Here is a 25257-nt window from a genome sequence, read left to right on the forward strand (position 1 = left end):
TCACGCCTCCTCGGCGGGGGTGATGGTTGCTTCGATCCGGCTGAACGCCTCGTTCAGGACGCGGTCACAGGTGGCGGCGTCGGGCCCGGTGGCGACGACCGCGGCCAGCCGCGGCACCACGCCGCGGGGCGGGAGCAGCAGCCGCTGACCCGGCTCGGCCAGGGCCACCACCCTTTCCACGCCCGGCACTTCGCGGGCGCCGGAGACGTCCAGGCGGGCGACCGTGCCGTCCTGCGCGGGGTAGAGGAACCGCACCTCGGCGCAGTCGTCGCGGACCGGCCGCAGGTCGGGGACCAGGCCGAGGGCCGTGTCCAGGGCGGCGGCGGTCAGGTCCACGCCGGTGGCGAGCCGGCCGAGCAGCGGGATGAAGTCGCCGCCGAGCCGCCCGTTGAGCTCCACCAGGCGCGGGCCGCGGGCGGTGAGCCGCAGCTCGGCGTGGGTCACACCGGTGGTCACCCCGAGCGCCGCGTGGATCCGGGCGACCAGGTCGGTCGTCTCCCCGGCCCACGGCTCGTGGTGCCACGGCGCGACCAGGTGCCCGACCTCCTCGAAGAACGGGGGGTAGCCGATCCGCTTCCGCGCCAGGTTGACGGCGTGCACCTCGCCCGCGACCACCACGCAGTCCAGGCTGATCTCCGGACCGTCCAGGTACTCCTCGATCAGCAGGCCGTCGAGCGGGTCGAGGCCGGTGAACGCGGCCCGGTCGGCGTGCCGGTGCAGCTCGGTGAGCGCGGTGGGCGAGGCCGCCAGGACTACGCCGCTGCTGCCCGCCAGGGCCCGGGGCTTGACCACCACCGGGTACCCGATCGACTCCGCCGCCGCGAGTGCCTCGTCCAGGCCGTGCGCGACCGCGTAGCGCGCGGACGGCAGCCCGGCCTGCTCCAGCAGGCGCCGGGTCCGGAGCTTGTCGCGGCAGTTGCGGACCGCCTCCGGGGACATGTGGGGCAGCCCGAGCCGCTCGGCCGCCTCGGCGGTCCGCTCCAGCTGCACCTCGCTCCAGGTGAGCAGGCCGACCGGTCCGGTGTCCCCGGCCAGGGCCTCGGCGACGGCCCGGGTGAGCGCGTCGGCGTCCCCGGTGTCCGCCACCAGGTGGCCGGCCAGGTACGGCAGTTCCCAGTCGGCGGGCGCGTCGTTCACCGTGGACACCCGGCCGTGCGCCGCCGCGTCCCGGAGCGCGTACTCCCGGTAGACACGGCCACCGGTGCCGACCAGGACCACGTGGGGCGGGCGGGCCGGGTCGACCGGCTCGCAGCGGTAGTCGAGCCGGTCGACCGTGCGCCTGATCGCGCGCTCCACGTCGGCGGTGGTGCGGCCGCGGAAGCGGAACCGCGCGCCGGAGTGCTCGTACCCGGGGAGGTCGGCCAGGTGGCGGCCCGGGGCCGGGAGCCGCTCGGCGTACGGCCCGTCCTCCAGGCCGGTCTGCGGCGTCGCGGCGAGGACCCGGCACGGGCGCGCGGCGGGGGTCGGGACGAGCAGCCAGCCGCCGTACTCGCCCTCGTCGTCGCCCTCGTGGTCACCCTCGTGCCCGTCCTCGGCCCGGTCCGCCGGAAACGGGAACGCGGGCAGCGGCCGGCCGAGCTGGATGTCGACGGCGGCGGCCATCAGGTCGACGCCGTGCACCTCGCGCCAGACGAACGGGACCTCCGCCCCGCCGGGCCGCGCGCCCACCTCCAGGACGTGGAACTCCGGTTCGGAGCCGTCCGCGGAGGCGAACAGTTCGAGGTGGAACACCCACGGCTCGGCCGACATCGCCAGCACGGCGCGCCGGGTGAACTCGCCGACGGCCTTGAGCAGCGCCGGGTCGTCGATCTCGGCCGAGCCGAGCGCGTCCCCCCGGGTGAAGTCCAGGCAGGTGTTGAGGTAGCGCGAGGCGCGCCAGACCCGCAGGTCGCCGTCGGCGGCGACCCCGTCGACGTGCAGGATCTCGTGCGGCACGTACGACTGCACCAGGACGGCGACGTCCGGCGGGAAGGCGTACGCCGCCAGGTCCTCCGGGCCGTCGAGCCGCGTGACGTGCGAACTCGCCGTCCCGCGGACCGGTTTGAGGATCACCGGCCAGCCGTGCCGGTCGGCGAAGCCGGCGACCGCCGCCCGGTCCGGGGCGGGCCCGGTGGCCGGGACCGGGACGCCCTGCGCGGCGAGCCTTCGGGCCATCGCCAGCTTGTCGCGGAACGGCCGCAGCCGGGCGGGCGTCTCGCCGGGCACGCCCAGCTCCTCACGGAGCTCGGCGGCGACGTCGAGGTCCACCTCGTGCAGCGCCACGATCCGCGCGGGCGCGCCGTGTTCGGCGGTCAGCCGGTCGACGGCGGCCCGCACCGCGGCGCGGTCCTCGGTGCTCGGGACGACGGCCACGGCGGCGGAGGCCGAGGCGGGGATCCCGGCCCGGCCGCCCGGGGTGGTCACGTAGCTGACCCGGTACGCGGTGTGGTCCAGGTAGGCGGCGTAGTCGGCGTAGGAGTCGGTCCACCGGTGGAGCACGACGACGTGGGCGGCGGCCGGGGCGGCGGACGGGGCTGAGGACGGGGCGGCGGGCACGGGCGGCTCCAGGGACGGCGGGCAGGGAACCCGGGTGTGAGGACCGGTTCGGGTGAGCGGTGGCCGGTTCAGGAGGCGGAGTCCGCCAGCCTGGCGACGGTTCCCCGGAGGAGGTCGAGGGTCAGGGCGTCGCCGAGGCCCATGGTCCGCAGGCGCAGTTCGAGCGCCTGCTCGCCCTCGTTGGTGACACGCAGGTAGCAGGGGTGCCCGATCCGGGAGAAGGGGTCCTCCCGGACCGGTCCGGTCTCGTCCTCGGCGCAGGGCGGCGGCGCCTCGCCCGGCAGGAAGTTGAAGGCGAAGGTCGCCCGGTAGGGGTCCCGGTCGCGGCGGACGGCGTCGCGCAGCGCGTCGACCTCGTCCACGTCGTACATCCCGTACCGGAAGGCGGTCAGGCTCCGGGTGTGGACGTGGCGGGCGTACGGCCCGAACTCCTCCGGGCCGGAGTCGAACGGGGCCGCCGCCCACTGGTTCATCGAGCTGACCACGCCGTTCCACGGAGGGACGAAGCGGTTGGAGGACATCAGCTGGCCGACCAGGGCGCCCGGTCCGGCCGCGAGCGCCGCGGTCCGGGCGAAGGCGGCCAGCACGACGCTGGACAGCGGCACGGAGAGCTCCTCGGCGAGCCGGCGCGCGGCGGCGTGGGCCGCCCGGGAGCGGACGGTGTACTGGACGGCCTCGTCCTGGGCGGTGTCCTGGGCGGTGCCGGGGCCCGCGGGGCCGAGCTGTGCGGCGGAGAGGCCGAAGACCCGCTCCCAGTAGCCGGTCAGCGCGGCCCGGCGCGCCCCGCGGCCGGTCGCGTGCTGCCACACCGCCAGCTCCCGGGGCGTGGGCGGCGGGGCGCCGTCCGACGGCTTGCCCCGCTCCAGGGCGGTGCGGAACCCGGACTCCAGGATGCCGAGGCTCCAGCCGTCCGCGACGATGTGGTGCTTGATCACCACGACCGCGCGGGGCCGGCCGTGCTCGGTCGCGACGCGGAACCGCCACGCGGGCGCGGCGCCCAGGTCGAAGGGCTCGGCGGCCAGCGCGGCGGTCATCCCGTCGAAGGTCTCGGCGGTGCACTCGACCACGCCGGCGTCGACTCCGTCGGCGGTCGGCAGCACCCGCTGGGACGGCGCGAACGGGTCCGACACGTCGTAGACGGTCCGCAGCGACTCGTGGCGCGCGGCGAGCGCGAGGACGGCGTCCTGCACCTCGGCGACGCTGACCCCGGCCCCGTCCTCGGGCGGGATCCACACCGTCCGGACGTTGGCCTCGTGCCACCGGCCGCGCGCCAGGTGCCTGACGTCGCGCCAGACCGACAGCTGGCCGTACGAGAGGGGAACCGGCTCGTTCACGGAGGACTCCGTTCGTTCGTGTGGCGCCCGACCTGCGCCCGAGGCTGACGCCGGGTCAGCCTAGGAGCGCCGCGTCGACCGGGAACAGGCAAGAGGGCGGCAGCCGGGGCCCCGGTCCGCAGGCAGCAAAGTTGCCTGCCGCTTACCTGGACGCGGCCGGGAACGCGTCCCACTGTGGGGGTGATGTTCCGTGACCCGTCGGGCCGACGACGAGAGGTGTTGCCGTGGCCGAGGAAGTGCCGGACCTCCGGCTGTTCACGACCGTTCCGCCGCCCGCGGACCGGCACGGCTACCTCGGGGTGGTCCGGCAGGCCGCCCGGCTGGCGGAGGAGGCCGGCTTCCGGGGGGCGCTCGTCTACTCCGACAACAACACGGTCGACCCCTGGGTCGCCGCCCAGGAGGTGCTCGCCGCCACCACCGACTTCGCCCCGCTGGTCGCCGTGCAGCCCGTGTACGCCCACCCGTACGCGGTCGCCCAGCGGATCGCGAGCTACGGCATGCTCTACGGGCGCCGGATCGCCCTCAACCTGGTGGCCGGCGGCGTCGTCGGCGACCTCACCGCACTGGGCGACGCGACCCCGCACGACGACCGCTACCTGCGGCTGACCGAGTACGCCCAGCTGGTCGGCCTGCTGCTGGCCGGTGCGGGCCCGGTGACCTTCGAGGGCCGCTACTACCGGGCCCGCAACCTGCCGCTGGCCCCCGCGCTGCCCGCCGGGCTGGCGCCGGAGCTGTACATGTCCGGCTCCTCCGAGGCCGGCCGCCGGGCGGCCGGGACGCTCGGCGCCGTCCCCGTCCGCTACCCCGTGCCGCCCGGCCCGGGCACCGAGGGGGATCTCGGCGGCCTCGACGGCGGGGGCGTCCGGATCGGGATCATCGCCCGCGACACCGACCGGGAGGCGTGGACCGTGGCCCACGAGCGCTTCCCGGCGAGCCGGGCCGGCCGGCTCGCGCAGATGCTGGCGCGCGGCGTCTCCGACTCGGAGTGGGTGGCCCGGCTGTCCGCCGCCGACGAGTTCCCCGGCGGGCCGGACAGCCCCTACTGGATGGGCCCGTTCCGCACCTACGCGACCTTCTGCCCCTACCTCGTGGGCAGCCACGAGAAGGTCGAGGCCGAGATCGCCCGCTACCTCGACGCCGGGTGCCGGACGTTCATCATGGACACCGCGCGCGCCGCGTCCGACTACACCGCCACGGCCGCGGCCTTCGCCGGGGCCCGGCGCCGCCGCCGCGGCGGACCGGACGCGGCGCCGGTGGGACCGTGAACGCCGACACCGGTGTCGGAGCCGGCGCGGGCGTCGGGACCCCGGTGCTCCGGACCACCGACCCGCTCGCGCTGCGCCGGGTCTACGGCGCCTTCCCGACCGGCGTGACCGCGCTGGCGGCGCTGGTCGACGGCGAGCCGGTCGGGATGACCGCGTCGTCCTTCGTCCCGGTGTCGCTCGACCCGCCGCTGGTCTCCGTCTGCGCCGGGCTCGCCTCGACCACCTGGCCGCGGCTGCGGCGGACCGCCCGGCTCGGTGTGAGCGTGCTGAGCGGCGACCAGGAAGGTGTCTGCCGGCAGCTGTCCGCGCGCGGCGTCGAACGCTTCGCCGGGCTCGACTGGTACCGGACCGGGGAGGGCGCGGTCCTGCTGGACGGCGCGTGCGCCTGGTACGACTGCTCGGTCGAGCGCGAGATCACCGCCGGGGACCACCGGATCGTCCTGCTGCGGGTGCACGTCACGGGCGTCGACCCGCAGACCCCGCCCCTGGTCTTCCACGGCAGCCGCTACCGCCGGCTCGCCGGGTCCTGAGGACCGCGGTCAGCGGGCGACCCGCTGACCGCAGTGTCCGGGACGGTGCGCCTGCGGGCGGTCCGGTGGCGGGGCCGCGCCCTCCCGCGCGTACAGGTGGATCAGCCGCGGCACGGCGTAGACCGCCCGGTGCGCGGTGACCTCGTCGACCGGCGAGGTCACCATGCCGGCGCTGATCAGGGCCTCCAGCTCCCGCAGTGCGGCGCTCTCGTCGCAGTGGAGCGCGGCGGCGGCCTCGGCGAGGGTGAACGGGCGGGCCAGCGGGAGCCGCGCGAGGCGCAGCAGCGCCGCCCGGCCCGAGGGCGTCAGCTCGCGCCAGCAGCGCGCGAGGTGCGGGCGGACGGCGACGTCGCCGGCGGCGAGCTCGTCGAGCACCGCGTCCGGGTCGGCCAGCCGGGCGGCGTACTCGCGCAGCGGGAGGTGCCGCAGGACGGCGAGCTTCAGCCCGCCGGCGCGCACCGCGAGGGGCAGCATCCCGGTCGCGTCGACGATCTCCTCCGCGGCCGCGAGGTCGCTGCGCAGGCGGTCCGGGCCGATGATCCGGCCGAGCAGCTCCAGCGCCTCGTCCGGCGAGTAGGGGGGCGGTTCGACCCGGTGCACCGGCGCGAGGCCGGCCAGGTGGACGCGCGAGGTGACCACGGCGGCGCTCACGCCGTCGGCGGGCAGCAGCGCCCGGGCGACCGTCTCGTCCGGGACGTCGTCGAGGATCAGCAGCACCCTGCGGTCGGCCAGCCAGGCGTGCCACCGGGCGACCGTCCGGCAGGGGTCGTCGGCGGGCTGCTCGGCCATGCCGGCCAGCCGTGCGACGTCGCCCAGCACCTCCTGCCAGGACCGGGGCGACCCGTCCTCGGTGCGGGACCGCACCAGCATCCGGCCTTCCGGGAAGTCGGCCTGCAGCAGGTGCGCGATGCGGACGGCGAGCGTGGTCTTCCCGATCCCGGCGGGGCCCACCAGGGCCGCCACCCGGCCGCCGTCGACGAGCAGTTCCCGCAGCTCGCGCACCTGCTCCGCGCGGCCGGTGAAGTCCGCGGTGTCGGGCGGCAGGACGGTCCGGGCGGGTCCGCCGGCCGGACCCGGCCGGCCGCCGCCGCGCCGGGCGGCCAGGATGCGGCGGTACTGCCGCTCCAGGGCCGGGCTCGGCGACAGGCCCAGTTCGCGGGCCAGCAGCTGCCGGTACCGGTCGTAGGCGGCCAGGGCCTCGGCCTGGCGGCCCAGCACGTGCAGGGTGTTCATCCGGGCCGCCTGCAGCCGTTCGCGCAGCGGGTGCCGTTCGATCAGCTCGCCGACGCCCTCCGCGACCGCGGCGATGGCGCCGCCGCGTTCCAGCTCCGTCTCGGCCCAGTCCTCGTAGCCGCCGAGGCAGCGCTCCTCCAGCCGGGCGGCCTCGGCCCGGACCATGGGGGAGCAGCGCAGGCCGGCGAACGGGTCGCCCTGCCAGAGGTCCAGTGCCTGGCGGAACAGGCCCGCCGCCGCGTCGAGTTCGCCGGCGACCGCGGCGGTCCGGCCGGCCTGGGCGAGGTCCTGGAACCGCGAGACGTCGTACTCCGACCGCTCCGTCCGCAGGCAGTAGCCGCCGTAGTCGTGGACGATCCGGGCCCGGTCGCCGTCACCGCCCTCGCCGGCCTCGTCGCCGAGCAGCCGGCGCAGGGCGGACACGTAGACGTGGAGGTTCTTGCGGGCCGTCCGCGGCGGCTCGTCCTGCCAGACGGCCTCCGTCAGCAGCTCCAGCGAGACGGGGCGGTTGGGGCAGCAGAGCAGCATGGCCAGGACCAGCCGCTGTTTGGGCGGTCCGAGCGGCACCGGCCGGCCGGCGACCTCGACCTGGAGGGGGCCGAGGACCGAGAACCGCACTGTGGTCCGCCGCTGCTCGTCCAAGGACTCCTCCAACGGGTGTCGGTCGCGGTGGTCCGGCGTGGCGGGGGCGTCGCCCGGGACCGCTCGCATCGGGCCGGTCCGGCCGGCGCCCTGCCGGGGGGCGGGCCGCCGCCCCCACCGTGATCTTCCCGATCCTCGCGCGGCCGGACAACGGGGGACTCTGCCTATGTTCTGGCCGCGGCCCCCGACCAGTCCGGTCCGCCCGCCCCCATGAACCGGACGGCGCGAGCAGTCGGTCCCGTACCTGCCGCGGGCCGCTCGGGCCGGGCGGGTGCGAACCGGTCACCGCCCCCGGAGGGGCGGTGACCGGTTCCGTCCGCGGTGACCGGCCCGCCGCTCAGATCAGCGTGCGCCAGTAGTACCAGAAGCGGTTGAGGACCAGCAGGGCGATCACCGCGTACCAGAGCACCGGGACCACCCAGTGGTAGCGGGCCGCCTCGCGGACCGCCGGGCGCAGGGCGCGCGGCACCGGGAGGACGCCGGAGCGCAGGTTGTGCAGGGTGGTGTACCAGAACAGCGGGATCATCGCCGCCCAGACCACCATGCAGTACGGGCAGAGCGCGCCGATCCGGTACAGCGCCTGGTACGTCAGCCAGCTCACGAAGCCGATGCCGAAGACCGTCCCGGCCTGCAGCCCCAGCCAGAACCAGCGCCGGTAGGAGGCCCCGGCCAGCAGCCCGGCGCCGATCGTCAGGACGACGGCGAAGCCGGCCAGGCCGAGCAGCGAGTTCGGGAAGCCGAAGGCCTCGGCCTGGTCGCTGCGCATGATCGAGCCGCAGCTGATGATCGGGTTGATGTTGCAGTTGGGGACGTAGGACGGATCCTCCAGCAGCCGGATCTTGTCCAGCGTGAGGACGGCGGAGGCGAACAGCCCGAGCGCTCCGCCGATCACCAGCAGCAGGGCGAACGGCCGGCTCGCGCCGAGGCCGGCGCGGCGGGCGGGTGCGCCGCTCCCGGGTGCGCCGGAACCGGTCGCGGGGGCGGCGGCGGTCACCCGGTCACCTGCTTGACCATGGCGGTGAAGCGCTCCGGGGTGGCGGGGGCGCCGCCCGAGAAGACGTCGAGCTTCCTGCCGTCCAGCCGGACGGTCGGGGTGCCGGTGACGCCGCTCTTGTCGAAGGCCTTGTTGACCTGCTCGGCCCAGGGCACGTACGTGCCGTCCTGGACCGCCTTGACGAAGCCGTCGGTCTTCAGGCCCGGCACCTGGCCGGCCAGGTCGAGCAGGTGGTTGACGTCGGCGAAGGCGTCGTCCCGCTCGTCCGGCTGGTTGGCGTAGAGCACGTCGTGGAACTGCTTGAACTTGTCCACGCCCTCGTTCAGCGCCGCACCGGCGGCGGCCAGCGCGGTCCGCGAGCCCTTGCCGCCGAGGCCCTGGTCGAGGAAGGTCGCCAGGCGGTACTCGATCTTGTACGTGCCGGCGTCGGCGAGCTGCTGCATGGTCGCGCCGGTGGTGGTCTCCAGCTGCTCGCAGTAGGGGCAGCGGAAGTCCTCGTACACCTCCAGGGTGTGCGGGGCGTCGGCCTTGCCGTAGGTGATCACGGTGCCGTCGGCGCCCGCGTTGGCCGGGGTGACCAGCGGCCCCGTGGCCGCGGTGTCGCCGGAGCCGGAGGAGCCGCCGACGGCGAAGGCCACGCCCGCCGCGAGGGCGAGCACGGCGGCGGAGGCGACGCCGACCACGGTGCGGCGGCGGATCCGGGCGGACCGCTCGGTGCGCTCGCGCTCCTCGCGCATCCGCTCGGTGGCGGCCCGGCGGGCGGCGGCCCTGGCGGACGCCTTGGGGCCGGTGGCGCCCTTGGTGTTCTTGGGGTTCTTCGGGTTCTTCGGGGCGGTGCTCATGGTGACGTCGTCCTGGTGCTCGTGGCGTGCGTGCGGGCGCGGCGGGACGACCGGCGGAGGACCACCGGGGGAGACGGGGTCGCTCAGCAGGCCGGCGCGGACACCGGGGGGCCGCGCCGGACGGCGGGCCGGAGCAGGACGGACTCGGCCGGTACCCGGACCCGGCTGGCGCGCGGGAACGGCATCCGGACGACCGGGCGGGCCGGGCGCGGCGCGACGAGCAGCAGCACCCAGCGGCCGGCGGCGGAGAGGAAGCGCCGGGCGAAGTCCCCGAGCATCCGGACCGACCCGGCCAGGCCGGTCAGCGCGGCGTCGGCACGGCGCAGCCAGAAGGCGGCGGCCAGCGCGATCGCCGAGTGCAGCAGCAGGAGCAGCAGCAGGCTGGTCGGTCGGGAGAGGCCGTGACCGACCAGGAACCCGCCGAGCGAGCCACCGCCGCAGAGCAGCGGTTCGAGGCCGCGGGCGGCGCCCGGCGGCAGCGAGGGGCAGGTGGACTGGGCGAGGTCGAACAGGGCGCTCAGGCCGAGCTGCAACGGCAGGAAGACCGCCGCGACGGCCCGGTAGCCGCGCTCGCGGCCGGCCAGCGCGAACGCCACCGCGAAGACGGCGGCCCCGGCCACGGCCAGCGTGCCGAGCGGCAGCGGGCGGCCGGTGACCAGCACCTGGCCGAGCCCGGCGAGCAGCACGAGCAGCGCGGCGAAGACCGCCGCGCGGAGCGTCCTGGAAGCCGGGCCGACCGGGCCGGTGTGGGTCTGCATAGGATCCGAGTCTGCCACAGGTTGAAACCCGGACGACTGTTCCGGGCGCCCCCTGTGAAGATCCTCACCACGGCCCTGAGCTGCACTTATGGGCCGTTTACGTCCTGGGTGCCGGGCGCCGCGACGACCGGTTCGGCGGGCCGGGAGGCAGCCGCCATCCGGGCCTCCACCAGCTCCCGGAACAGCTCCAGGTCGGCCCGGACGGTCCGCTCGATCGCCCCGGCCTGGGCGAAACCGCGCGGCCCGCCGAACGCCTCGTGCACCGCCTCCGGGTCGTACTCCACCCGGACCTGGAGCCGGGTGTGCTCCCGGTCGAGCGCCAGCAGGGCGAAGGCGCCGTGCAGGTCGAGGCCGTCCAGGGTGCGCCAGGCCATCACCCGGCCCCGGCCCCGGTCGGTGATCTCGGTCTCGACGTCGTGCTCGCTGCCGGAGACCTCGACCCCGAGGTGGGCGAGGTTGCGGCCGTGCGGGTGGGCGCTGCGGACGCCGTCGACGAAGCGCGGGTAGTCGTGGACGCGGTGCAGCTGCTCCCAGGCGGCGAGCACCGGGGCGTCGATGTCGATCTGTTCCTCCAGCGTGCTCATGGCGGGGCGGCCTCCCTCGGTGGTGCGCGGTCCACCTCCCAGCCTGCGCCGGGGGTGGCCGGTCGGCAAAGAGAGCCGCCGGGGCCGCGGTGCGCGGTGGTGCTGTGCGGGGTCGCAGCGGGGTCGCAGCGGGGGCGGAGCGCGGGCGGCTGCGCGAGACTGGGCGCATGCCGGAGCTGCCCGAGGTCGAGGCCCTCACCGCCTACCTGTCCGAGCGGCTGACCGGGCGCGTGATCGCCCGGGTCCAGCCGGTGGCGATCAGTGCGCTGAAGACGTACGACCCGCCGGTCACGGCGCTGGAGGGGCGCACGGTGGGGCCGGTCGTCCGGCACGGGAAGTTCCTGGACATCGCCGCCGGGGACCTGCACCTGGTGGTCCACCTGGCCCGCGCGGGCTGGCTGCGCTGGAAGGAGAGCCTGCCCGCGGAGCCGCCGCGGCCGGGCGGGCGGAACCCGCTCGCCCTGCGGGTGCGGCTCGACGGGCCGGACGGGGACGGGTTCGACCTCACCGAGGCGGGCACCAGGAAGGGCCTCGCGGTGTACGTGGTGCGGGACCCCGCGGAGGTCCCGGGGGTGGCCCGGCTCGGCCCGGACCCGCTCGACCCCGGATTCACCCCGGAGCGCTTCGCCGAACTGCTGCACGGCGAGAAGCGCCGGATCAAGGGCGTGCTGCGGGACCAGGGCGTGCTGGCCGGCGTCGGCAACGCCTACTCGGACGAGGTGCTGCACGCGGCCCGGATGTCCCCGTACAAGCTGGCGTCGAGCCTGTCCGAGGAGGAGACGGCGCATCTGTACGAGGCGCTCGGGTCGACGCTGCGCGACGCGGTGGAGCGCTCCCGGGGGCTGGCGGCGGGGGAGCTGAAGGCGGAGAAGAAGCTCGGCCTGCGGGTGCACGGCCGGACCGGGCAGCCGTGCCCGGTCTGCGGGGACACCGTGCGGGAGGTGTCGCTCGCCGACTCGTCGTTCCAGTACTGCCCGACCTGTCAGACCGGGGGCCGGCTGCTGGCGGACCGGCGGCTCTCCCGGCTGCTCAAGTAGCCCGCCGGTCCCGCCCCTGCCCCCGTCCCTGCCCCTGCCCCCGTCCGTGGCCCCGACCCGGCCCCGCGGTCGGTGCGCAGGCCGGCCCCCGGCGTGCGGGGGCCGGGCCCGTCGTGGGCGTTCAGAGCTTGCGGGCGACGCCGCCCCAGTAGTACGCGGCGTACGGGTCGGCCGGCTGCTCGCCGTCCGGGTGCCAGGCCATGACCGGGGAGACGCCCGGCTCGATCAGCTCCCAGCCGTCGAAGAACCGGGAGACCTCCTCCTTGGTGCGCGGGACGAGGGTCATGCCGCCGGCCCGCGCGGCGTCGGCGACCTTGCCGACGGCCACCGGGTCGAAGTCCTGGGTGGGGTGGGTGAGCGCGAGGAAGCTGCCGGCCGGCAGGGCGTCCCGCAGCGCGGCGACCTTGCCCCACGGGTCGTCCTCGTCGGCGATCAGCATCAGGACGGCGATCATCAGCAGGCCGACCGGCTGGGAGAGGTCCAGCGTGGAGGTGAGCGCCGGGTCGGACAGCAGTTCGGCGGGCTTGCCGAGGTCGGCGTGGATGTAGGTGGTGCGGCTGGCCGGGGTGGAGACCATCAGCGCGCGGGCGTGGGCCAGCACGATCGGGTCGTTGTCCACGTACACCACCCGGGTGCCGGGGCTGGCCGCCTCGGCGATCTCGTGGGTGTTCGGCGACGTCGGGATGCCGGTGCCGAGGTCGAGGAACTGGCGGATGCCCTGCTGCTCGGCCAGGTGGCGGACGGCGCGGCCCTGGAAGGCGCGGTTCTCCTTGGCCATCGCCTTGACGCTGGGCACGGCCTGCTCGATGGCCTGACCCATGGCGCGGTCCGGCGGGAAGTTGGTCTTCCCGCCCAGCCAGTAGTCGTAGACGCGGGCGGAGTGCGGGGCGCTGGTGTCGACCCCGTACTTCTCCCACTGGCTGAGCTCGGCGGCGTCGTTGTCGGGCTGGTCGGCGAAGTCCTGACTTGTCGTCATGGCCACGTCCTCTGAAGACAGATCATCACACTGGGAGAGGTCAGACTAGCGGGCCCGGCCCGGCTCCGGTCGGGGGGAGGGGGGATGAGCTGCGGTTTGGTCCGTCAGGGTGGTGATCGAGCTCGTCGGAGTTGCCGCCGGGAGGCGGGGCGGTGAACGGGGGAGACATTCGACATGCTGTCTGATCGTCAGATTACTTCGCGAAGATTGCTGCTGGTCGCGGCCGGGATGTCGCTGCTCGGGATCGCCGGCTGCCGGGGTCCGGCCGAGGGCGGGGGAGGGGGTGCGGCGGAGGGTGCCGAGGCCGCCGGCCCGCCCGGCCCGGGCGCGGTACCCGGCTCCGCCGACCCGTCGCCCCCGGCGGAACCCTCCCCCGCCCCGTCGCCGTCCGCGGCGCCCTCCCCGACCGCCGCCCCGTCGGTGCCCCCGCCGGTGGCGCGGGCGCTGACGGCGGCCGAGACCCGGCCCGTGTACGAGCTGGACGCCGAGCGCCGGGTGGTCGCGCTCACCATCGACGACGGTCCCGACCCCCGCCACACCCCGACCGTCCTGGCGCTGCTGGAGCAGTACGGGATCCGGGCCACCTTCTTCCTGATCGGGGAGAACGCGGTCGAACACCCCGGGCTGGTCCGGGAGATCGCCGCCCGGGGCCACCACATCGCCAATCACACCTGGTCCCACCCCGACCTGCGGAGCCTCTCCGAGTCGAAGGTCCGAGAGGAGCTGGAACGCACCTCGGACCTGCTGCACCGGTCCACCGGGAAGGTGCCGACCTGGTTCCGCGCCCCCGGCGGGGACTGGTCCTCGACGTCGCTCAAGGTGAGCGCCGACCTGGGGATGCGGCCGATGGCCTGGTCGGTGGACCCCCGGGACTGGGCCCGCCCGGGGACGGGCGTGATCACCGACCGGATCCTCAAGGACGTCCGGCCCGGGGCGATCGTGCTCAACCACGACGGTGGCGGGGACCGTTCGCAGACCGTGGCGGCGCTGAAGACGTACCTGCCGGTGCTGATCGACTCGGGGTACCGCTTCACCGCGCCGCCGGGGTGAAACGGGGCGGCGGCGGCGCCGACGACGGCCGTGCGGTGACGGAAGGTAGCGGGAAATGGTGCTAAACCACCCGAAAGGATGGATTAGCAGAATCGTTTCACCGATTTTTGGGCCTCTAGGGTGAACTCGCATCAATTACCCAGGTACCACCCGGTACCGCCCTGAAAGGGCCACCCGCCATGCGTCTCCGCAACGCCGTGCTCGCCGCCACCAGCGCCGTCGCTCTCGTCCTCGCCGTCCCGGTCTCCGCCAACGCCGCCGACGGCGTCTTCCGCTACACCTATCTGGACGGCGGGTCCGGGCAGCGTGGCGAGCTCGTCGATCCGGCGAGCGAGACGTGCATCGACCTCCCGGGGGCCACCGAGGCCGACCCGGCCTTCGCTCCCGTCAACCGGACCGGCGGGACCTCCGTCGTCTTCCTGGAATTCGGGTGCGGGGGCGACGTCTACTACACGCTGAAGCCGGGTGGCTCGGCCGGGCGGCGCCTCCACGTCCGCTCGGTGCTGTTCTCGTAGCGGAGCCGTCCGGGCCGCCGCGCCTCCGCACGGCGAATTCGTACGAAGCGCGGGACAAGCGGGGAATTGGTTGAGACCATTCCGGTGAACCGGCCGTGAACGCGGGCCGGTCGACTGCGCGACGACACCGGGAGCGACCGTGCCGATTCGAACAGCCGGGCTCTCCGCCCGGGCCCGCGGAGTGTTCGTCCTCGCAGCCGTGCTGCTCCTCGCGGCCGTCGGCTTCGGCGTGCAGCGGGCGGCCGGCGGCGGGGACGCCGGGCCCGGCGGAGGCGCCGCCCCGGCCGCCGCCCCGGCGGGGCCGCGCACCGCCGACCGGATCGTCCCGGCGCCGCTCTCCGCCACCACCGGCTCCGGGCCCGGCTACCGGCTCACCGCCCGCACCGCCGTCCGGACCGCCACCGGTCCGGACGCCCCGGCGCAGCAGGCGCAGGAGGTGCGGCGGATCGCCGGGCAGCTCGCCGAGGCGCTGCGCCGCCCGACCGGCCTGCCGGTCGAGGTGGTGGCCGACGGCGACGCGGCGGCCGACGGCATCGGCCTGCTGCTCGACCCCGCCCTCCCCGCCGAGACCGGCGCCGAGGGCTACCGGCTGACCTCCGACGCCACCGGCGTCCGGATCTCCGCCCGCACCCCCGAGGGCCTCTACCGGGGCACCCAGACACTGCGGCAGCTGCTCCCGCCGCAGATCGAGGGCCCGGCGAAGGCGGCTGACGGCACCGAGTGGACGGTCGCGCCGGTCACCGTCGAGGACCGCCCCCGCTACGCCTACCGGGGCGCGATGCTCGACGTGGCGCGGCACTTCTTCACCCCCGCCGAGGTCAAGGGGTTCATCGACCGGCTGGCCCTGTACAAGGTCAACCACCTGCACCTGCACCTGACCGACGACCAGGGCTGGCGGATCGAGATCCCGTCCCGGCCCGAACTCACCCGGGTCGGTGCGGTGAGCGAGGTGGACGGCACCCCCGGCGGCTTCTACACGGCGGCCGACTACCAGGAGATCGTCCGGTACGCGCAGGAGCGCTACCTGACCGTCGTCCCCGAGATCGACCTGCCCGGCCACAGCAACGCCGTCCTCGCCTCCTACCCGGAGCTCGACTGCACCCGCAGCGCCCGGCCCTGGCCGTACACCGGGATCGAGGTCGGCTTCTCGACGCTCTGCCCGACCGGCGACGCCGTCTTCGCGTTCACCCGGGAGGTGATCGCCGAGGTGGCCCGGCTCACCCCCGGCCCGTACCTGCACATCGGCGGCGACGAGGTGAAGACGATCTCCTCGGAGGAGTACGCGGGGTTCGTGCAGCAGGTGAACGCCCAGGTGCTGGCCGCGGGCAAGACGCCGGTGGGCTGGAACCAGGCCGCGCCGGCCGGGGTCGGGGTGCTGCAGTACTGGGACGGCCGCGGCGGGCGCGACGTCGAGCTCGGGCAGGCCGCCGAGCGGGGCGCCAAGGTGATCATGTCGCCGTCCGGCCGCAGCTACCTGGACATGAAGTACGAGAAGTCCTACCCGCTCGGGCTGGTCTGGGCCGGCACGATCGACGCCCGGCACGCCTACACCTGGGATCCGGACAACGTGCTCAAGCTGCCGGCCGGGTCGGTGATCGGGATCGAGGCACCGCTCTGGACCGAGACCCTGGACACCCCCTACGAACTGGACCTGATGCTGCTGCCCCGGCTGCCCGCGCTGGCCGAGCTGGGCTGGTCGCCGAAGGCCGCCCTCGACTGGGACGGGTTCAAGCGGCGCCTCGCCGAGGAGGGCGCGCGCTGGGACGCCGCCGGGTACGCCTACGAGCGGCGGCCGGAGGTGCCCTGGCCCGCACGGTAGCCCGGGGCGGCGTAGCGTGACGAGGGGAGGGTTCGCGCACGTCCCGAGTTGTGCAGGAGGAACGATGTCCGCACGGGAGCCGGACCCGGCGAGGCAGGAGCGGTTCGCGGGTCGCGTGGTGCAGGTGCTGAACGACGCCTGCCTGGGGATCATGGCCAGCGTCGGCCACCAGACCGGGCTCTTCGACACGATGGCCGGCCTCGCCCCGTCGACCAGCGGGGAGATCGCCGCCGCAGCCGGGCTGGACGAGCGCTACGTCCGGGAGTGGCTCGGCGGCATGGCCGTCGGCGGCTTCGTGGAGTACGAGCCCGGGCCCGAGCCCGGCCCCGAGCACGGTCGCTACCGGCTGCCGCCGGAGCACGCCGCCTCGCTGACCCGGGCGGCCGGGCCGGACAACGCGGCGGGCATGATGCAGTACCTCGCGCTGATGGGCGAGGTGGAGCAGCGGGTCGTCACGGCGTTCCGCGAGGGCGGGGGCCTGCCCTACTCGGCGTACCCGCGGTTCCAGGCCCTCCAGGGCGAGGAGACCGCCGCGGTCTACGACCGGTTGCTGGTGGACGGGGTCGTGCCCCTGGTGCCCGGCCTGACCGAGCGGCTGCGGGCCGGCATCGACGCGGTCGACATCGGCACCGGACAGGGCCACGCCGTCAACGTCCTGGCGAAGGCCTTCCCGGCGAGCCGGTTCACCGGCGTGGACATCTCCGAGAAGGGCATCGGGGCGGCCGAGGCCGAGGCCGCCGCGCAGGGCCTGGACAACGCCCGCTTCGTGCTCGCCGACTCCGCCCGGCTCACCGGCGCGTACGACCTGGTCACCGCGTTCGACGTGATCCACGACCTGGCCCGGCCGGCCCCCACCCTGAGCGCCGTCGCGGGAGCGCTGCGGCCCGACGGCGTCTTCCTGATGGGCGACATCGCGGCGAGCAGCCGGCTGGAGGAGAACCTCGACCACCCGCTGGGCCCCGCGCTGTACGCCTTCTCGGTCTTCTACTGCATGACGGTCTCGCTCGGCGAGGGCGGCGCCGGGCTGGGCACGGTCTGGGGCGAGCAGACCGCCCGGCGGATGCTGGCGGAGGCCGGGTTCGGCACGGTGGACACCCGGCGGGTCGAGGGCGACGTGCTCAACCTCTACTACGTGGCGCGCCCGGCCGGCACCCCGGCGTAGCGGCGGGTGCGGGGCCGGCGGGTGGCCGGGGCGCGGGCGCGGACGTAGGTTCGAAGGGTCCGTCCGAGTGAAGGAGGGCGTCGATGACCGGCAACGGCTACGCACACCCCGAGACGCTGGTCGACACGGAGTGGCTGGCGCGTCACCTGGACGACGGCACGCTCCGCGTCGTCGAGGTGGACGAGAGCACCGGGGCGTACGAGCAGGGCCACATCCCCGGCGCGGTCGGCTGGAACTGGGCCACCGACCTGCACAGTCCGGTCGGCCGCGACTACATCGACCGCACCGGCCTCCAGCACCTGCTGCGCGCCGCCGGGGTCGAGGACGACACGACCGTGGTGCTCTACGGCGGCCGGAACAACTGGTTCGCCGCGTACGCCTACTGGCTGATGCGGCTGCGCGGCTTCGGGCCGGTGCGGCTGCTGGACGGCGGGCGCAAGAAGTGGGAGCTGGAGGCGCGCCCGCTCACCCGGGAGGTCATGGACTACCAGCACAGCGGGTACCGGATGACCGAACCCGAGCACCCCGAGGTCCGGGCGCTGCGGGACGAGGTGCTCGCCAAGGCCGAGGTGTTCGCCAAGCCCGGTACGGACGCGGTGCTGGTGGACGTCCGCTCGCCCGCCGAGTACCGCGGCGAGGCGCTGGCGCCGCCGCACCTGCCGCAGGAACAGGCGCAGGTGCCCGGGCACATCCCCGGTGCGGTGAACATCCCGTGGTCGCAGGCGGCCAACGAGGACGGCACCTTCCGGTCGGCGGAGGAACTGCGCGCGCTCTACGGCGTGCAGGGCGTCGAGTCCGAGCGCGAGGTGATCGCCTACTGCCGGATCGGCGAGCGCTCGGCCCACACCTGGTTCGCGCTGACCGAGCTGCTGGGGTACCCGCACGTCAAGAACTACGACGGGTCGTGGACGGAGTACGGCTCGCTGGTACGGGCGCCGGTGGCGCTGGGGGCGTGAGGGTCCGGGCGCGGCGGAGGCCGCACCCGGCCGGACGTGGCACGGGCGCGGCACGGTGATGTCGGCCTGTTTCTTCTCATGAACATTTCATCTCCAAGGCGTGAGACGAGGTCCGCCGGGACAAGGATCGTTGCGACCCGTTGTCCCAGCGATCCTGTGGAGGACCCCTGTGCGCAAGAGGCTGATCGTCTCTGCCGCTGCCGGCGCGCTCGCCCTGCTCCTGTCCGTCCCCGCCTCCGCCGCCCAGGCCGGCCAAGGCGCGGCCGGCATCGGAGACTCCTACTACCCGAACGCCGGCAACGGCGGCTACGACGTCTCGCACTACGACATCCGCCTCAAGTACCAGCCCGTCACCGACGAGCTGGAGGGCACCGCCACCCTCCTCGCCACCGCCACCCAGGACCTCACCCGGTTCAACCTGGACTTCGTGCTCAAGGTGAACGAGGTGCTGGTCAACGGGCGCCCCGCCAGGTTCGCCGCCACCGGTGACCAGGAGCTGGAGATCACCCCCGCCCGGACGATCGCCAGGGGCAGCCGGATCACCGTGGTGGTCCGGTACGCCGACAAGCCCGGCGAGGTCGAGCGCGGCGGCTACTCCGCCTGGATCCGCACCCCCGACGGCGGCGTCGTCGCCAACGAGCCCGAGGGTTCGGCCTGGTGGTACCCGAGCAACGACCACCCCACCGACAAGGCCAGCTTCGACGTCTCCGTCCTGGTCCCCGACGGCACCCAGGCGATCAGCAACGGCACGCTGACCCAGAGCTCGCGGGCCGGCTGGACCCGCTACAACTGGCGGCAGCCCAAGCCGCAGGCCACCTACCTGGCCACGCTGGCGATCGGCAGGTTCGACCTCTACACCGACACCACGGCGGGCGGACTCCCCGTCACCACCGCCTACAGCAAGGACCTCGGCGAGAACGACGGCGCCGCGCGGGCCAGCGTCGAGCGGACCGGCGAGATCGCCGACTGGCTGAGCGGGTACTTCGGCCCCTACCCCTTCGGCTCGCTCGGCGGCTACGTGCCCAACGTGCGCACCGGGTACGCGCTGGAGACCCAGACCCAGATCTTCTACAGCCCCGCCCAGTTCGCGCGCGGCGCCAACACCGGCGTGGTGGTCCACGAGCTGGCGCACCAGTGGTACGGCGACAGCGTCTCCGTCCAGCGCTGGAGCGACATCTGGCTCAACGAGGGCTTCGCCCGGTACTCGCAGTGGCTCTGGTCCGAGCACGAGAACGAGGGCACCGCCCAGGAGTTGGCCGACTACGTCTACGCCTTCTACCCGGCCGACAACGCCTTCTGGACCGTCAAGCCGGGGGACCCGGGCGCGGACCACCAGTTCGCCGCCGCCGTCTACGACCGGGGGGCGCTGGCCGTCCAGGCGCTGCGCAACACCGTCGGGGACGACAAGTTCTTCCGGATCCTGAAGGGCTGGCCGACCGAGCGCAAGTACGGCAACGCCACCGTCCAGCAGTTCCAGGCGTACGCGGAGCGGATCTCCGGCAAGCCGCTCGGGGGGCTGTTCAACACCTGGCTGTTCACCGTCGGGAAGCCGGCGGTCGGCTCGTCGGGCGTCGCGGCGGGCGTCGCGTCGCCGGCTCCGTCGTTCGGTGCCCCGTCGGCGACCGCCCCGTCGGCGGCCGCACCGGCGTCCGGCGCGGCGGACGTGCCGCCGGAGCCGAAGTCGTGGAAGAAGATCCAGGAGACCAACGCGGTCCACGACCACCGGGGCTGACGCCCGGGCGGGACCTCCGGCCCGGCCGCCCGCGCAGTTGCGCGGCCGGCCGGGCCGTCCGGTTCGGCGGGTCAGCCCGCCGGGACGGCGACGGCCTCGGCCGCCCCGGCCAGGGCCTCGGCCTCGCCGACGACCAGGTTCTCGATGCCGAGGAGGAAGCGGGCCATGGCGGGGCGGGGGAGGACGGCCGGATCGGCGGTCATGGCGAGCTGGAGGGCGTCGCCGGTCTGCAGGGCGTCCAGCGCGTAGCTGAGGCCGGGCCGCGGGTCGAACTCGGTCGGCCAGGTCAGGGTGGTCCGTTCGCGAGCCCGGTCGAGCGGCTCGGAGGACGGCACGGGGGCGGTCGCCAGGGTGGCCGGCAGGAGGTCGCGGGTGTCGTTGAAGATGCACGACCGGTCGGCCAGCGGGACGCCCTCCGCCGTCAGGCGGTCGATCTCGCCGTCCAGCAGGCGCCGCTCGTAGTAGGCGTGGCGGTACGTGGCGATCGCGGCGGCCTGGGTGCGCCGGACCGTCTCGCCGAAGTCGCCCGCGGCGTTCGGCAGATGGAACACGCCGTCGCTCGCGATCACGCTCACCGCGTCGGTCAGGCCCGGCAGGAAGCGGTTGCTGACGATGACCTGGATCACGACGTCCGGTGATCCCGAGAGCTCGGCGGTCATCGTGCAGGCCGCCGCCAGCAGCACGGAGGAGGAACTCGCCCGGTGGGCGGTGGCGACCAGGTCGACCGCGCGGAGCAGGGCCGGCGAGTCGAGCAGTGCGTTCGGGAACGGCGCGGACTCCGCGGTGGTGGGCGGGAAGAGGCGGGGCGGGCCGAGCCGCAGCTTGCGCAGGACGTGCGCGCGGGCGTTGGCGTCGCGGCGTCTTCCCCGCTCCGACCGCTGGAACTCCGCCTCCTCCAGCGGCTGCTGGGGCGACCGCTCGGCCCGGACGGACTCGGGGGTGGCGCCCAGGGCCAGCTCGGTGAGGTCCTGGATCACCCGGCCCATTCCGCTGCCGTCCACCGCGGTGTGGGAGAGGACCAGGGTGATGTGCCGGACCAGCCCGTCGGCGATCACCAGACCGACCCGGAGCGGCCAGTCGGTGGCACTGTCGAACGGGTCGGCGGCCAGCCGGCGGTGGAGTGCGCTGCCGGCGGTGGCGAGTTCGGTGGGGTCGTCGTCGCAGTGCCGGGTGTGCACGGTCAGCAGGCCGTCCGGGTCGACGGTCTGGCGCAGCCCGGTCCCGCTCTCGTCCGGGTGCAGACGGGTGTGCAGGGAGTCGTGCAGGTGGAGCAGGTCGCGCAGGGCGTCCAGGGTGGTCTGCACGGGGATGCCGGGGTCCACGGGTGAGGCCGTGGTGATGTTGTAGCGCGGACGGTCGGCGGGGGTCAGGCGGTTGACGACGTCCCAGATGGCCTGCTGGCCCCAGGTGGCCGGGCCGCTGCCGGATCTTCCGTTCGAGAAGCTGATGTCCAAGGTTCGACTCGTAGTCACCGTGGGGGTTCTCCGATGTGTGGTCCGAGGATCAGTGGTGCTGCGGAGGGTGCGGTGGGAGCCGTAGGGAGAGTCTGGCGCACCACCGGGAGATCGTCGAGAGTCCACCGGTGGGGTGGGGGTGGTTCAGGGGGGTGGCCGGTGCGGGCGAGCGGCGGAACCCGGGGCCGGGAGGGTGGCGTGGCCGCCGCATGCGGAACCGCGAGATCCAGCCATGTGAAGGTCGGATCAGGTAATCATCTTCGGACGCAAGGCGAACAGCCGGTGAATCTCCGGAACCCATGGAAACATCTGACATGTGAAGCGTGAAATTGCACTGCTTCGCACCTCGGCCCACCCTGTGCCCTTGTGAAGGAGAGATCTCCGATGAAACGATTCACCGCGATCCTTGCCGGTGCCGCCGCCCTGTCCGCGCTCGGCGCCGTGAGCGCCACCGAGGCCACCGCGCAGGCCTCCACCGCCACGACGGCGACCAAGACCTGTGTCTACGGTTTCGAAGGCATCCTGCGGACCCAGCTCTGTGCCACCGTCGACGGGGACCAGGTCTGGCTGTCCGGCTACGCCACCCCGGTCGCCATCAGCTGGACCCCGCAGACGGTCTCGTTCGACCTCACGGCCGGGATCGTCGGCGGCGCCTCGCTGGGGACCGACACCCCGAACGTCGTCATCCCCGTCGGCGGCCGGCCGGTCGGCTACGTGGCCGGGACCGCCCCCTGCGGATCGACCGTCACCGGGACGTTCTCCGTCACCAAGTGGGGCTGGCCGCCGTCGACCGCCACCGTCTCGGTGCCCGTCCCCTGCTGATCCCCGCCGGGTCCACGGACGCGCCGGTCGGCCGGCCCTCACGGGGCGGGCGGCCTGCGGGCGCGTGGACCCGGCCTCCGGAACGGTCGCCGGCCGAGCCGGGCCCGTGACGGCCCGCGCGCCGGTCAGGACCGTTCGGCGGTGACGACGTGGTAGTCGAGCAGGCCGTCCCGCCACGTCGTCAGGAAGTTGCGGGTCCAGTGGCCGGACGGGACCGTCCCCTCCAGGTAGCGGTCCAGCCCCGGCCAGACGTCCTCGCCGATGGATCCGGTGGCGATGCGGGTGAACCCGGCGTCGGCGAGGTCGGCCGTGAAGGCGTCGAGCGGGTGGGCGACGTCCAGGCCGTCGGCGAAGCTCCCGAGCAGGATGCTCAGCCGCTCGGCCGCCTCCGGACCCTCGGCGCTGAAGAACGTGGTGACCACCAGCCGGCCGCCGGGCCGCAGGACCCGGGCCGTCTCCCGCGCGAAGCCGGTCAGCTCGCGGAAGTGCTGCGCCGCCTCGACCGAGTACACGCCGTCCAGGGAGCCGTCCGCGAAGGGGAGCTCGTCCGCCGAACCGAGGGTGTAGCCGAGCCGGTCAGGGAACGTCGCCAGGGCGCGGGCGTTGACGGCGCGGGCGCGTTCGACCTGGTCGGGGTGGATGTCGACGCCCGTCACCCGGGCGAAGCGGAACTCCCGCAGCGCGAGCGCGGCGCCGAGCCCGCGCCCGCAGCCGACCTCGGCCAGCCGCAGGGACTCGGCCGGCGCGGGGAAGGCGCGCAGCACCCGGCGGTACAGGTTCTCCTGACTGAGGACGCGGTCCTCCGGCGTGGGCGCGGTGGTGTCGATGCCGCGCCAGTCCCCGAAGTTGATGAAACCGCCCGCGAAGCTCGCGGCTCGGGAAAGGTCGTCAGGGCCGTAGGTCTGGCGTACGGACGCGGGGATGCGGTCGTTGCTCATGGGGGCTCGGTCTCCGTGTGAGGGCTGAGTGGTGTCGTGGAGGTGCGTGGGTCCGCGCCCGCTCGCGGGCGCGCGCCGCAGTACGTACCCAAACGTGCCGGTGACGGAACTACCCGAAGGGGGTGGTTTCGCGGATAACAAGCAGGTCAATCGGGTTGTGAGTGATACGTGAGGATGAGCATGCTTAACGGCATGACTTCGGCTACGTCACCTCTCCGCCAGACCGCCGCGCCCGTCGCGGACACCGCCGACTACGAGCACGACTGGGCGCTCGTCGACGTCGAGACCTCCGGGCTGAGGCCCGGGCAGCACCGGGTGCTGTCGGTCGCGGTGGTGACGGTCGACGCCCAGGGCCGGCAGACCGGGGAGTTCTCGACGCTGCTCGACCCCGGGGTGGACCCGGGACCGGTCGACATCCACGGTCTGACGGCCGAGCGGCTGCGCGGGGCGCCGACCTTCGAACGGGTCGCCGGCCGGATCGCGGAGCTGTTGGAGGGACGGGTCATGGTCGCGCACAACGCCCAGTTCGACTACGACTTCCTCAGCCACGAGTTCGCGCTGGCCCGGTCCTGGCTGCCGGTCTCCCGGCGGCTCTGCACGCTCGCGCTGAACCGCCGGATCGAGACCCCCACGGACGACCTGAGGCTCGGCACGCTCGCCGCGCACTACGGCGTCGTCCAGCGGCGGGCCCACGACGCCCTGGACGACACCCGGGTGCTGGCGGGGATCCTGCGGGGGTCGCTGGTGGAGGCGGCCCGGCTGGGGGTCCCGCTGCCGCTGGTCGCCTGCCCGCCCCGGCGCACCTCGGAGTTCCGCCCGCGGATACCGAAGACGCCGTGCGGCTACCGCAACCCGGGACGCTGGGCGGCGGGCGGGCCGCTGGTGCAGGGCATGAAGGTCGCCGTCACCGGCGAGACCGTGACGGCGCGGGAGGAACTGGTGGCACGGGCGGTGGCCGCCGGACTCAACGTCATGACCTCGGTGAGCCGCCACACCAGCGTGCTGGTCGCCAACGCGGGGCCGGACGGCGCGGCTTCGGCGAAGGCCCGGCGCGCTGCGGCGGAGGGCGTGCCGCTGGTCGACGAGGCGGCGTTCCTGGCACTGCTGGCGGAGGTGCGGCCGGGGCAGTCGCACGACGCGGCCGACGGCGGCGGACCGGCGGCGCCGGTCGTGCCGGGGCCCACGGCGGCGGAGTCGCCGGTGCGGGAGTCGCCGGTCGCGGCCGGGGCGGCCGGCGCGGTGACGGACCCCGCGGCGCAGCCCGCCCCGGACGCCGCCCCGGACACGACCCCGGACGCCGTCCCGGACACGACCCCGGTCGTCGCCCAGGTCCCGCCGGCGACGGCGGCCGGGCCCGGCGGGCGGGCGCCGGGGCGGCGCGGCGGGGCGCGGGAGCGGCGGGCGTTGACCGGGCGGCGGATCCTGGTGCTGGGCGGCCGGCACCAGGAGTCGGCCGAGGCCCGGACGGCGCTGGTCGACCTGGGCGCCGCGGCCGCGGTGAACCTCTCGGCCAACGTCACCGACGTCCTGGCGCTCACCGGCGCCCACGCCGACCGGCGGATGCGGCGGATCGAGTGGCTGGGGCTGCCGGTCCGCGAACCGGACTGGATCGAGGAGGTCCGGAGTGCGCCGCCGGCGGGCCTCCCGGCGGGCGGGTCGCCGGACGGCGCCGCGCCGGACGAGGACGGCGAGGTGGTGCTGCCGCGCGGCGGCGTGATCGACCTGCCGCTCGCCGCGGACGGCACGCGCTGGACCGTCCACGCGTCCTGGGCCCAGCAGAGCACCTGCGAGGTCGACGTGGTCGCCTTCGCCCTCGACGAGGAGGAGCAGGTCGCCTCCGACGAGGACTTCGTCTTCTACGGGGCGCCGGAGAGCCCGGACGGGACGGTCCGGCTCGCGTTCGACGGCCCGCAGGAGCAGGGCGTGACCGTCGACGTGGGCCCGCTCGCGTCCTCGGTGCGCCGGATCGTCATCGCGGCGGCGATCGACGGCGCGGCCACCTTCGGCGACGTCGGGGCGGTCGAGATCGCGCTCGCGGGCGGGACGCGGGCCCGCCCGATCGTGCGGGCCACCCTGGAC

The 25257-nt window shown here is 74.9% G+C and carries 21 protein-coding genes; 11 read left to right on the top strand and 10 right to left on the bottom strand.

Going from position 1 to position 25257, the window contains the following annotated elements; all coding sequences use genetic code 11:
• A complete protein-coding gene (locus ACFWIC_RS25995; protein WP_380520138.1) occupies nucleotides 1-2535 on the bottom strand; it encodes an ATP-grasp domain-containing protein in 2535 nt (844 codons plus the stop codon).
• A gap of 68 nt (nucleotides 2536-2603) precedes the next feature.
• Nucleotides 2604-3869: a condensation domain-containing protein gene (locus ACFWIC_RS26000; RefSeq protein ID WP_329952635.1), complete on the bottom strand. Its 1266-nt coding sequence runs from the start codon at nucleotides 3867-3869 to the stop codon at nucleotides 2604-2606.
• A gap of 224 nt (nucleotides 3870-4093) precedes the next feature.
• On the opposite strand from ACFWIC_RS26000, the gene ACFWIC_RS26005 reads away from it, so the two are divergent.
• Entirely contained in the window at nucleotides 4094-5134 is a 1041-nt protein-coding gene (locus ACFWIC_RS26005) for an LLM class flavin-dependent oxidoreductase (protein WP_380520139.1), read from the top strand.
• On the top strand, nucleotides 5131-5664 hold the full coding sequence (locus ACFWIC_RS26010; protein WP_380361386.1) for a flavin reductase family protein: 534 nt from the start codon (nucleotides 5131-5133) through the stop codon (nucleotides 5662-5664). Before ACFWIC_RS26005 ends, ACFWIC_RS26010 begins: the two co-directional genes overlap by 4 nt.
• A 9-nt stretch (nucleotides 5665-5673) precedes the next feature.
• Here ACFWIC_RS26010 and ACFWIC_RS26015 read toward each other — a convergent pair whose 3' ends face one another.
• From ACFWIC_RS26015 to ACFWIC_RS26035, 5 genes are all read right to left on the bottom strand, one after another.
• A complete protein-coding gene (locus ACFWIC_RS26015) occupies nucleotides 5674-7608 on the bottom strand; it encodes a BTAD domain-containing putative transcriptional regulator (protein ID WP_329952638.1) in 1935 nt (644 codons plus the stop codon).
• 268 nt (nucleotides 7609-7876) lie between these two features.
• Entirely contained in the window at nucleotides 7877-8533 is a 657-nt protein-coding gene (locus tag ACFWIC_RS26020) for a vitamin K epoxide reductase family protein (protein WP_380520140.1), read from the bottom strand.
• Nucleotides 8530-9375 carry a DsbA family protein gene (locus ACFWIC_RS26025; protein ID WP_380520141.1) on the bottom strand — a complete coding sequence of 282 codons (846 nt, stop codon included), beginning with the start codon at nucleotides 9373-9375 and terminating at the stop codon, nucleotides 8530-8532. The genes ACFWIC_RS26020 and ACFWIC_RS26025 overlap by 4 nt, the downstream gene beginning before the upstream one ends.
• Before the next feature lie 83 nt (nucleotides 9376-9458).
• Nucleotides 9459-10133 carry a hypothetical protein gene (locus tag ACFWIC_RS26030; protein WP_329952640.1) on the bottom strand — a complete coding sequence of 225 codons (675 nt, stop codon included), beginning with the start codon at nucleotides 10131-10133 and terminating at the stop codon, nucleotides 9459-9461.
• A gap of 86 nt (nucleotides 10134-10219) precedes the next feature.
• Nucleotides 10220-10717 (bottom strand): SRPBCC family protein, encoded by a 498-nt coding sequence (locus tag ACFWIC_RS26035; RefSeq protein ID WP_380520142.1) that lies wholly within the window; start codon nucleotides 10715-10717, stop codon nucleotides 10220-10222.
• Between the two features lie 167 nt (nucleotides 10718-10884).
• Between ACFWIC_RS26035 and ACFWIC_RS26040 the strand changes: the two genes are divergently transcribed.
• Entirely contained in the window at nucleotides 10885-11754 is an 870-nt protein-coding gene (locus ACFWIC_RS26040; RefSeq protein WP_355408495.1) for a DNA-formamidopyrimidine glycosylase family protein, read from the top strand.
• A gap of 121 nt (nucleotides 11755-11875) precedes the next feature.
• Here the strand turns inward: ACFWIC_RS26040 and ACFWIC_RS26045 are convergent, their stop codons facing one another.
• On the bottom strand, nucleotides 11876-12730 hold the full coding sequence (locus ACFWIC_RS26045; RefSeq protein ID WP_329884366.1) for an SAM-dependent methyltransferase: 855 nt from the start codon (nucleotides 12728-12730) through the stop codon (nucleotides 11876-11878).
• Nucleotides 12731-12937: 207 nt separating this feature from the next.
• On the opposite strand from ACFWIC_RS26045, the gene ACFWIC_RS26050 reads away from it, so the two are divergent.
• The 6 genes from ACFWIC_RS26050 to ACFWIC_RS26075 all read left to right on the top strand — a co-directional run bounded on the left by ACFWIC_RS26050 (nucleotide 12938) and on the right by ACFWIC_RS26075 (nucleotide 19964).
• A complete protein-coding gene (locus ACFWIC_RS26050; protein WP_380520143.1) occupies nucleotides 12938-13780 on the top strand; it encodes a polysaccharide deacetylase family protein in 843 nt (280 codons plus the stop codon).
• Nucleotides 13781-13959: 179 nt separating this feature from the next.
• The gene (locus ACFWIC_RS26055; RefSeq protein WP_329952644.1) at nucleotides 13960-14295 is read left to right on the top strand and encodes a hypothetical protein; all 336 of its coding nucleotides are present in this window, start codon (nucleotides 13960-13962) and stop codon (nucleotides 14293-14295) included.
• Nucleotides 14296-14434: 139 nt separating this feature from the next.
• Nucleotides 14435-16114 (top strand): beta-N-acetylhexosaminidase, encoded by a 1680-nt coding sequence (locus tag ACFWIC_RS26060; protein ID WP_380520144.1) that lies wholly within the window; start codon nucleotides 14435-14437, stop codon nucleotides 16112-16114.
• Between the two features lie 64 nt (nucleotides 16115-16178).
• A complete protein-coding gene (locus tag ACFWIC_RS26065) occupies nucleotides 16179-17276 on the top strand; it encodes a class I SAM-dependent methyltransferase (protein ID WP_380520145.1) in 1098 nt (365 codons plus the stop codon).
• 83 nt (nucleotides 17277-17359) lie between these two features.
• Nucleotides 17360-18232: a sulfurtransferase gene (locus ACFWIC_RS26070; RefSeq protein ID WP_329884374.1), complete on the top strand. Its 873-nt coding sequence runs from the start codon at nucleotides 17360-17362 to the stop codon at nucleotides 18230-18232.
• A gap of 169 nt (nucleotides 18233-18401) precedes the next feature.
• A complete protein-coding gene (locus ACFWIC_RS26075; RefSeq protein ID WP_380520146.1) occupies nucleotides 18402-19964 on the top strand; it encodes a M1 family metallopeptidase in 1563 nt (520 codons plus the stop codon).
• Between the two features lie 71 nt (nucleotides 19965-20035).
• Here the strand turns inward: ACFWIC_RS26075 and ACFWIC_RS26080 are convergent, their stop codons facing one another.
• Nucleotides 20036-21418, bottom strand: coding sequence for a condensation domain-containing protein (locus ACFWIC_RS26080; RefSeq protein ID WP_380520147.1), 1383 nt, complete (start codon nucleotides 21416-21418; stop codon nucleotides 20036-20038).
• Nucleotides 21419-21802: 384 nt separating this feature from the next.
• Here ACFWIC_RS26080 and ACFWIC_RS26085 point away from each other — a divergent pair, with 384 nt between their 5' ends.
• Complete coding sequence (locus ACFWIC_RS26085; RefSeq protein WP_329952650.1) at nucleotides 21803-22240, top strand: hypothetical protein; 438 nt, start codon at nucleotides 21803-21805, stop codon at nucleotides 22238-22240.
• Between the two features lie 125 nt (nucleotides 22241-22365).
• Here the strand turns inward: ACFWIC_RS26085 and ACFWIC_RS26090 are convergent, their stop codons facing one another.
• Entirely contained in the window at nucleotides 22366-23178 is an 813-nt protein-coding gene (locus ACFWIC_RS26090) for a class I SAM-dependent methyltransferase (protein ID WP_329884383.1), read from the bottom strand.
• A gap of 192 nt (nucleotides 23179-23370) precedes the next feature.
• Between ACFWIC_RS26090 and ACFWIC_RS26095 the strand changes: the two genes are divergently transcribed.
• Nucleotides 23371-25257: DEDDh family exonuclease (locus ACFWIC_RS26095; RefSeq protein ID WP_380520148.1), on the top strand; the 1887-nt coding region annotated here is incomplete at its 3' end.

The sequence above is a fragment of the Kitasatospora sp. NPDC127035 genome (genome assembly GCF_042726075.1).
Taxonomy (GTDB): domain Bacteria; phylum Actinomycetota; class Actinomycetes; order Streptomycetales; family Streptomycetaceae; genus Kitasatospora.

What these genes read in the sequence shown, in the direction of transcription:
- ACFWIC_RS26025 (WP_380520141.1), bottom strand. Translation starts at nt 9,375, where the DNA reads ATGAGCACCGCCCCGAAGAACCCGAAGAACCCCAAGAACACCAAGGGC.
- ACFWIC_RS26090 (WP_329884383.1), bottom strand. Translation starts at nt 23,178, where the DNA reads ATGAGCAACGACCGCATCCCCGCGTCCGTACGCCAGACCTACGGCCCT.
- ACFWIC_RS26030 (WP_329952640.1), bottom strand. Translation starts at nt 10,133, where the DNA reads ATGCAGACCCACACCGGCCCGGTCGGCCCGGCTTCCAGGACGCTCCGC.
- ACFWIC_RS26085 (WP_329952650.1), top strand. Translation starts at nt 21,803, where the DNA reads ATGAAACGATTCACCGCGATCCTTGCCGGTGCCGCCGCCCTGTCCGCG.
- ACFWIC_RS26035 (WP_380520142.1), bottom strand. Translation starts at nt 10,717, where the DNA reads ATGAGCACGCTGGAGGAACAGATCGACATCGACGCCCCGGTGCTCGCC.
- ACFWIC_RS26070 (WP_329884374.1), top strand. Translation starts at nt 17,360, where the DNA reads ATGACCGGCAACGGCTACGCACACCCCGAGACGCTGGTCGACACGGAG.
- ACFWIC_RS26065 (WP_380520145.1), top strand. Translation starts at nt 16,179, where the DNA reads ATGTCCGCACGGGAGCCGGACCCGGCGAGGCAGGAGCGGTTCGCGGGT.
- ACFWIC_RS26045 (WP_329884366.1), bottom strand. Translation starts at nt 12,730, where the DNA reads ATGACGACAAGTCAGGACTTCGCCGACCAGCCCGACAACGACGCCGCC.
- ACFWIC_RS26040 (WP_355408495.1), top strand. Translation starts at nt 10,885, where the DNA reads ATGCCGGAGCTGCCCGAGGTCGAGGCCCTCACCGCCTACCTGTCCGAG.
- ACFWIC_RS26015 (WP_329952638.1), bottom strand. Translation starts at nt 7,608, where the DNA reads ATGCGAGCGGTCCCGGGCGACGCCCCCGCCACGCCGGACCACCGCGAC.
- ACFWIC_RS26055 (WP_329952644.1), top strand. Translation starts at nt 13,960, where the DNA reads ATGCGTCTCCGCAACGCCGTGCTCGCCGCCACCAGCGCCGTCGCTCTC.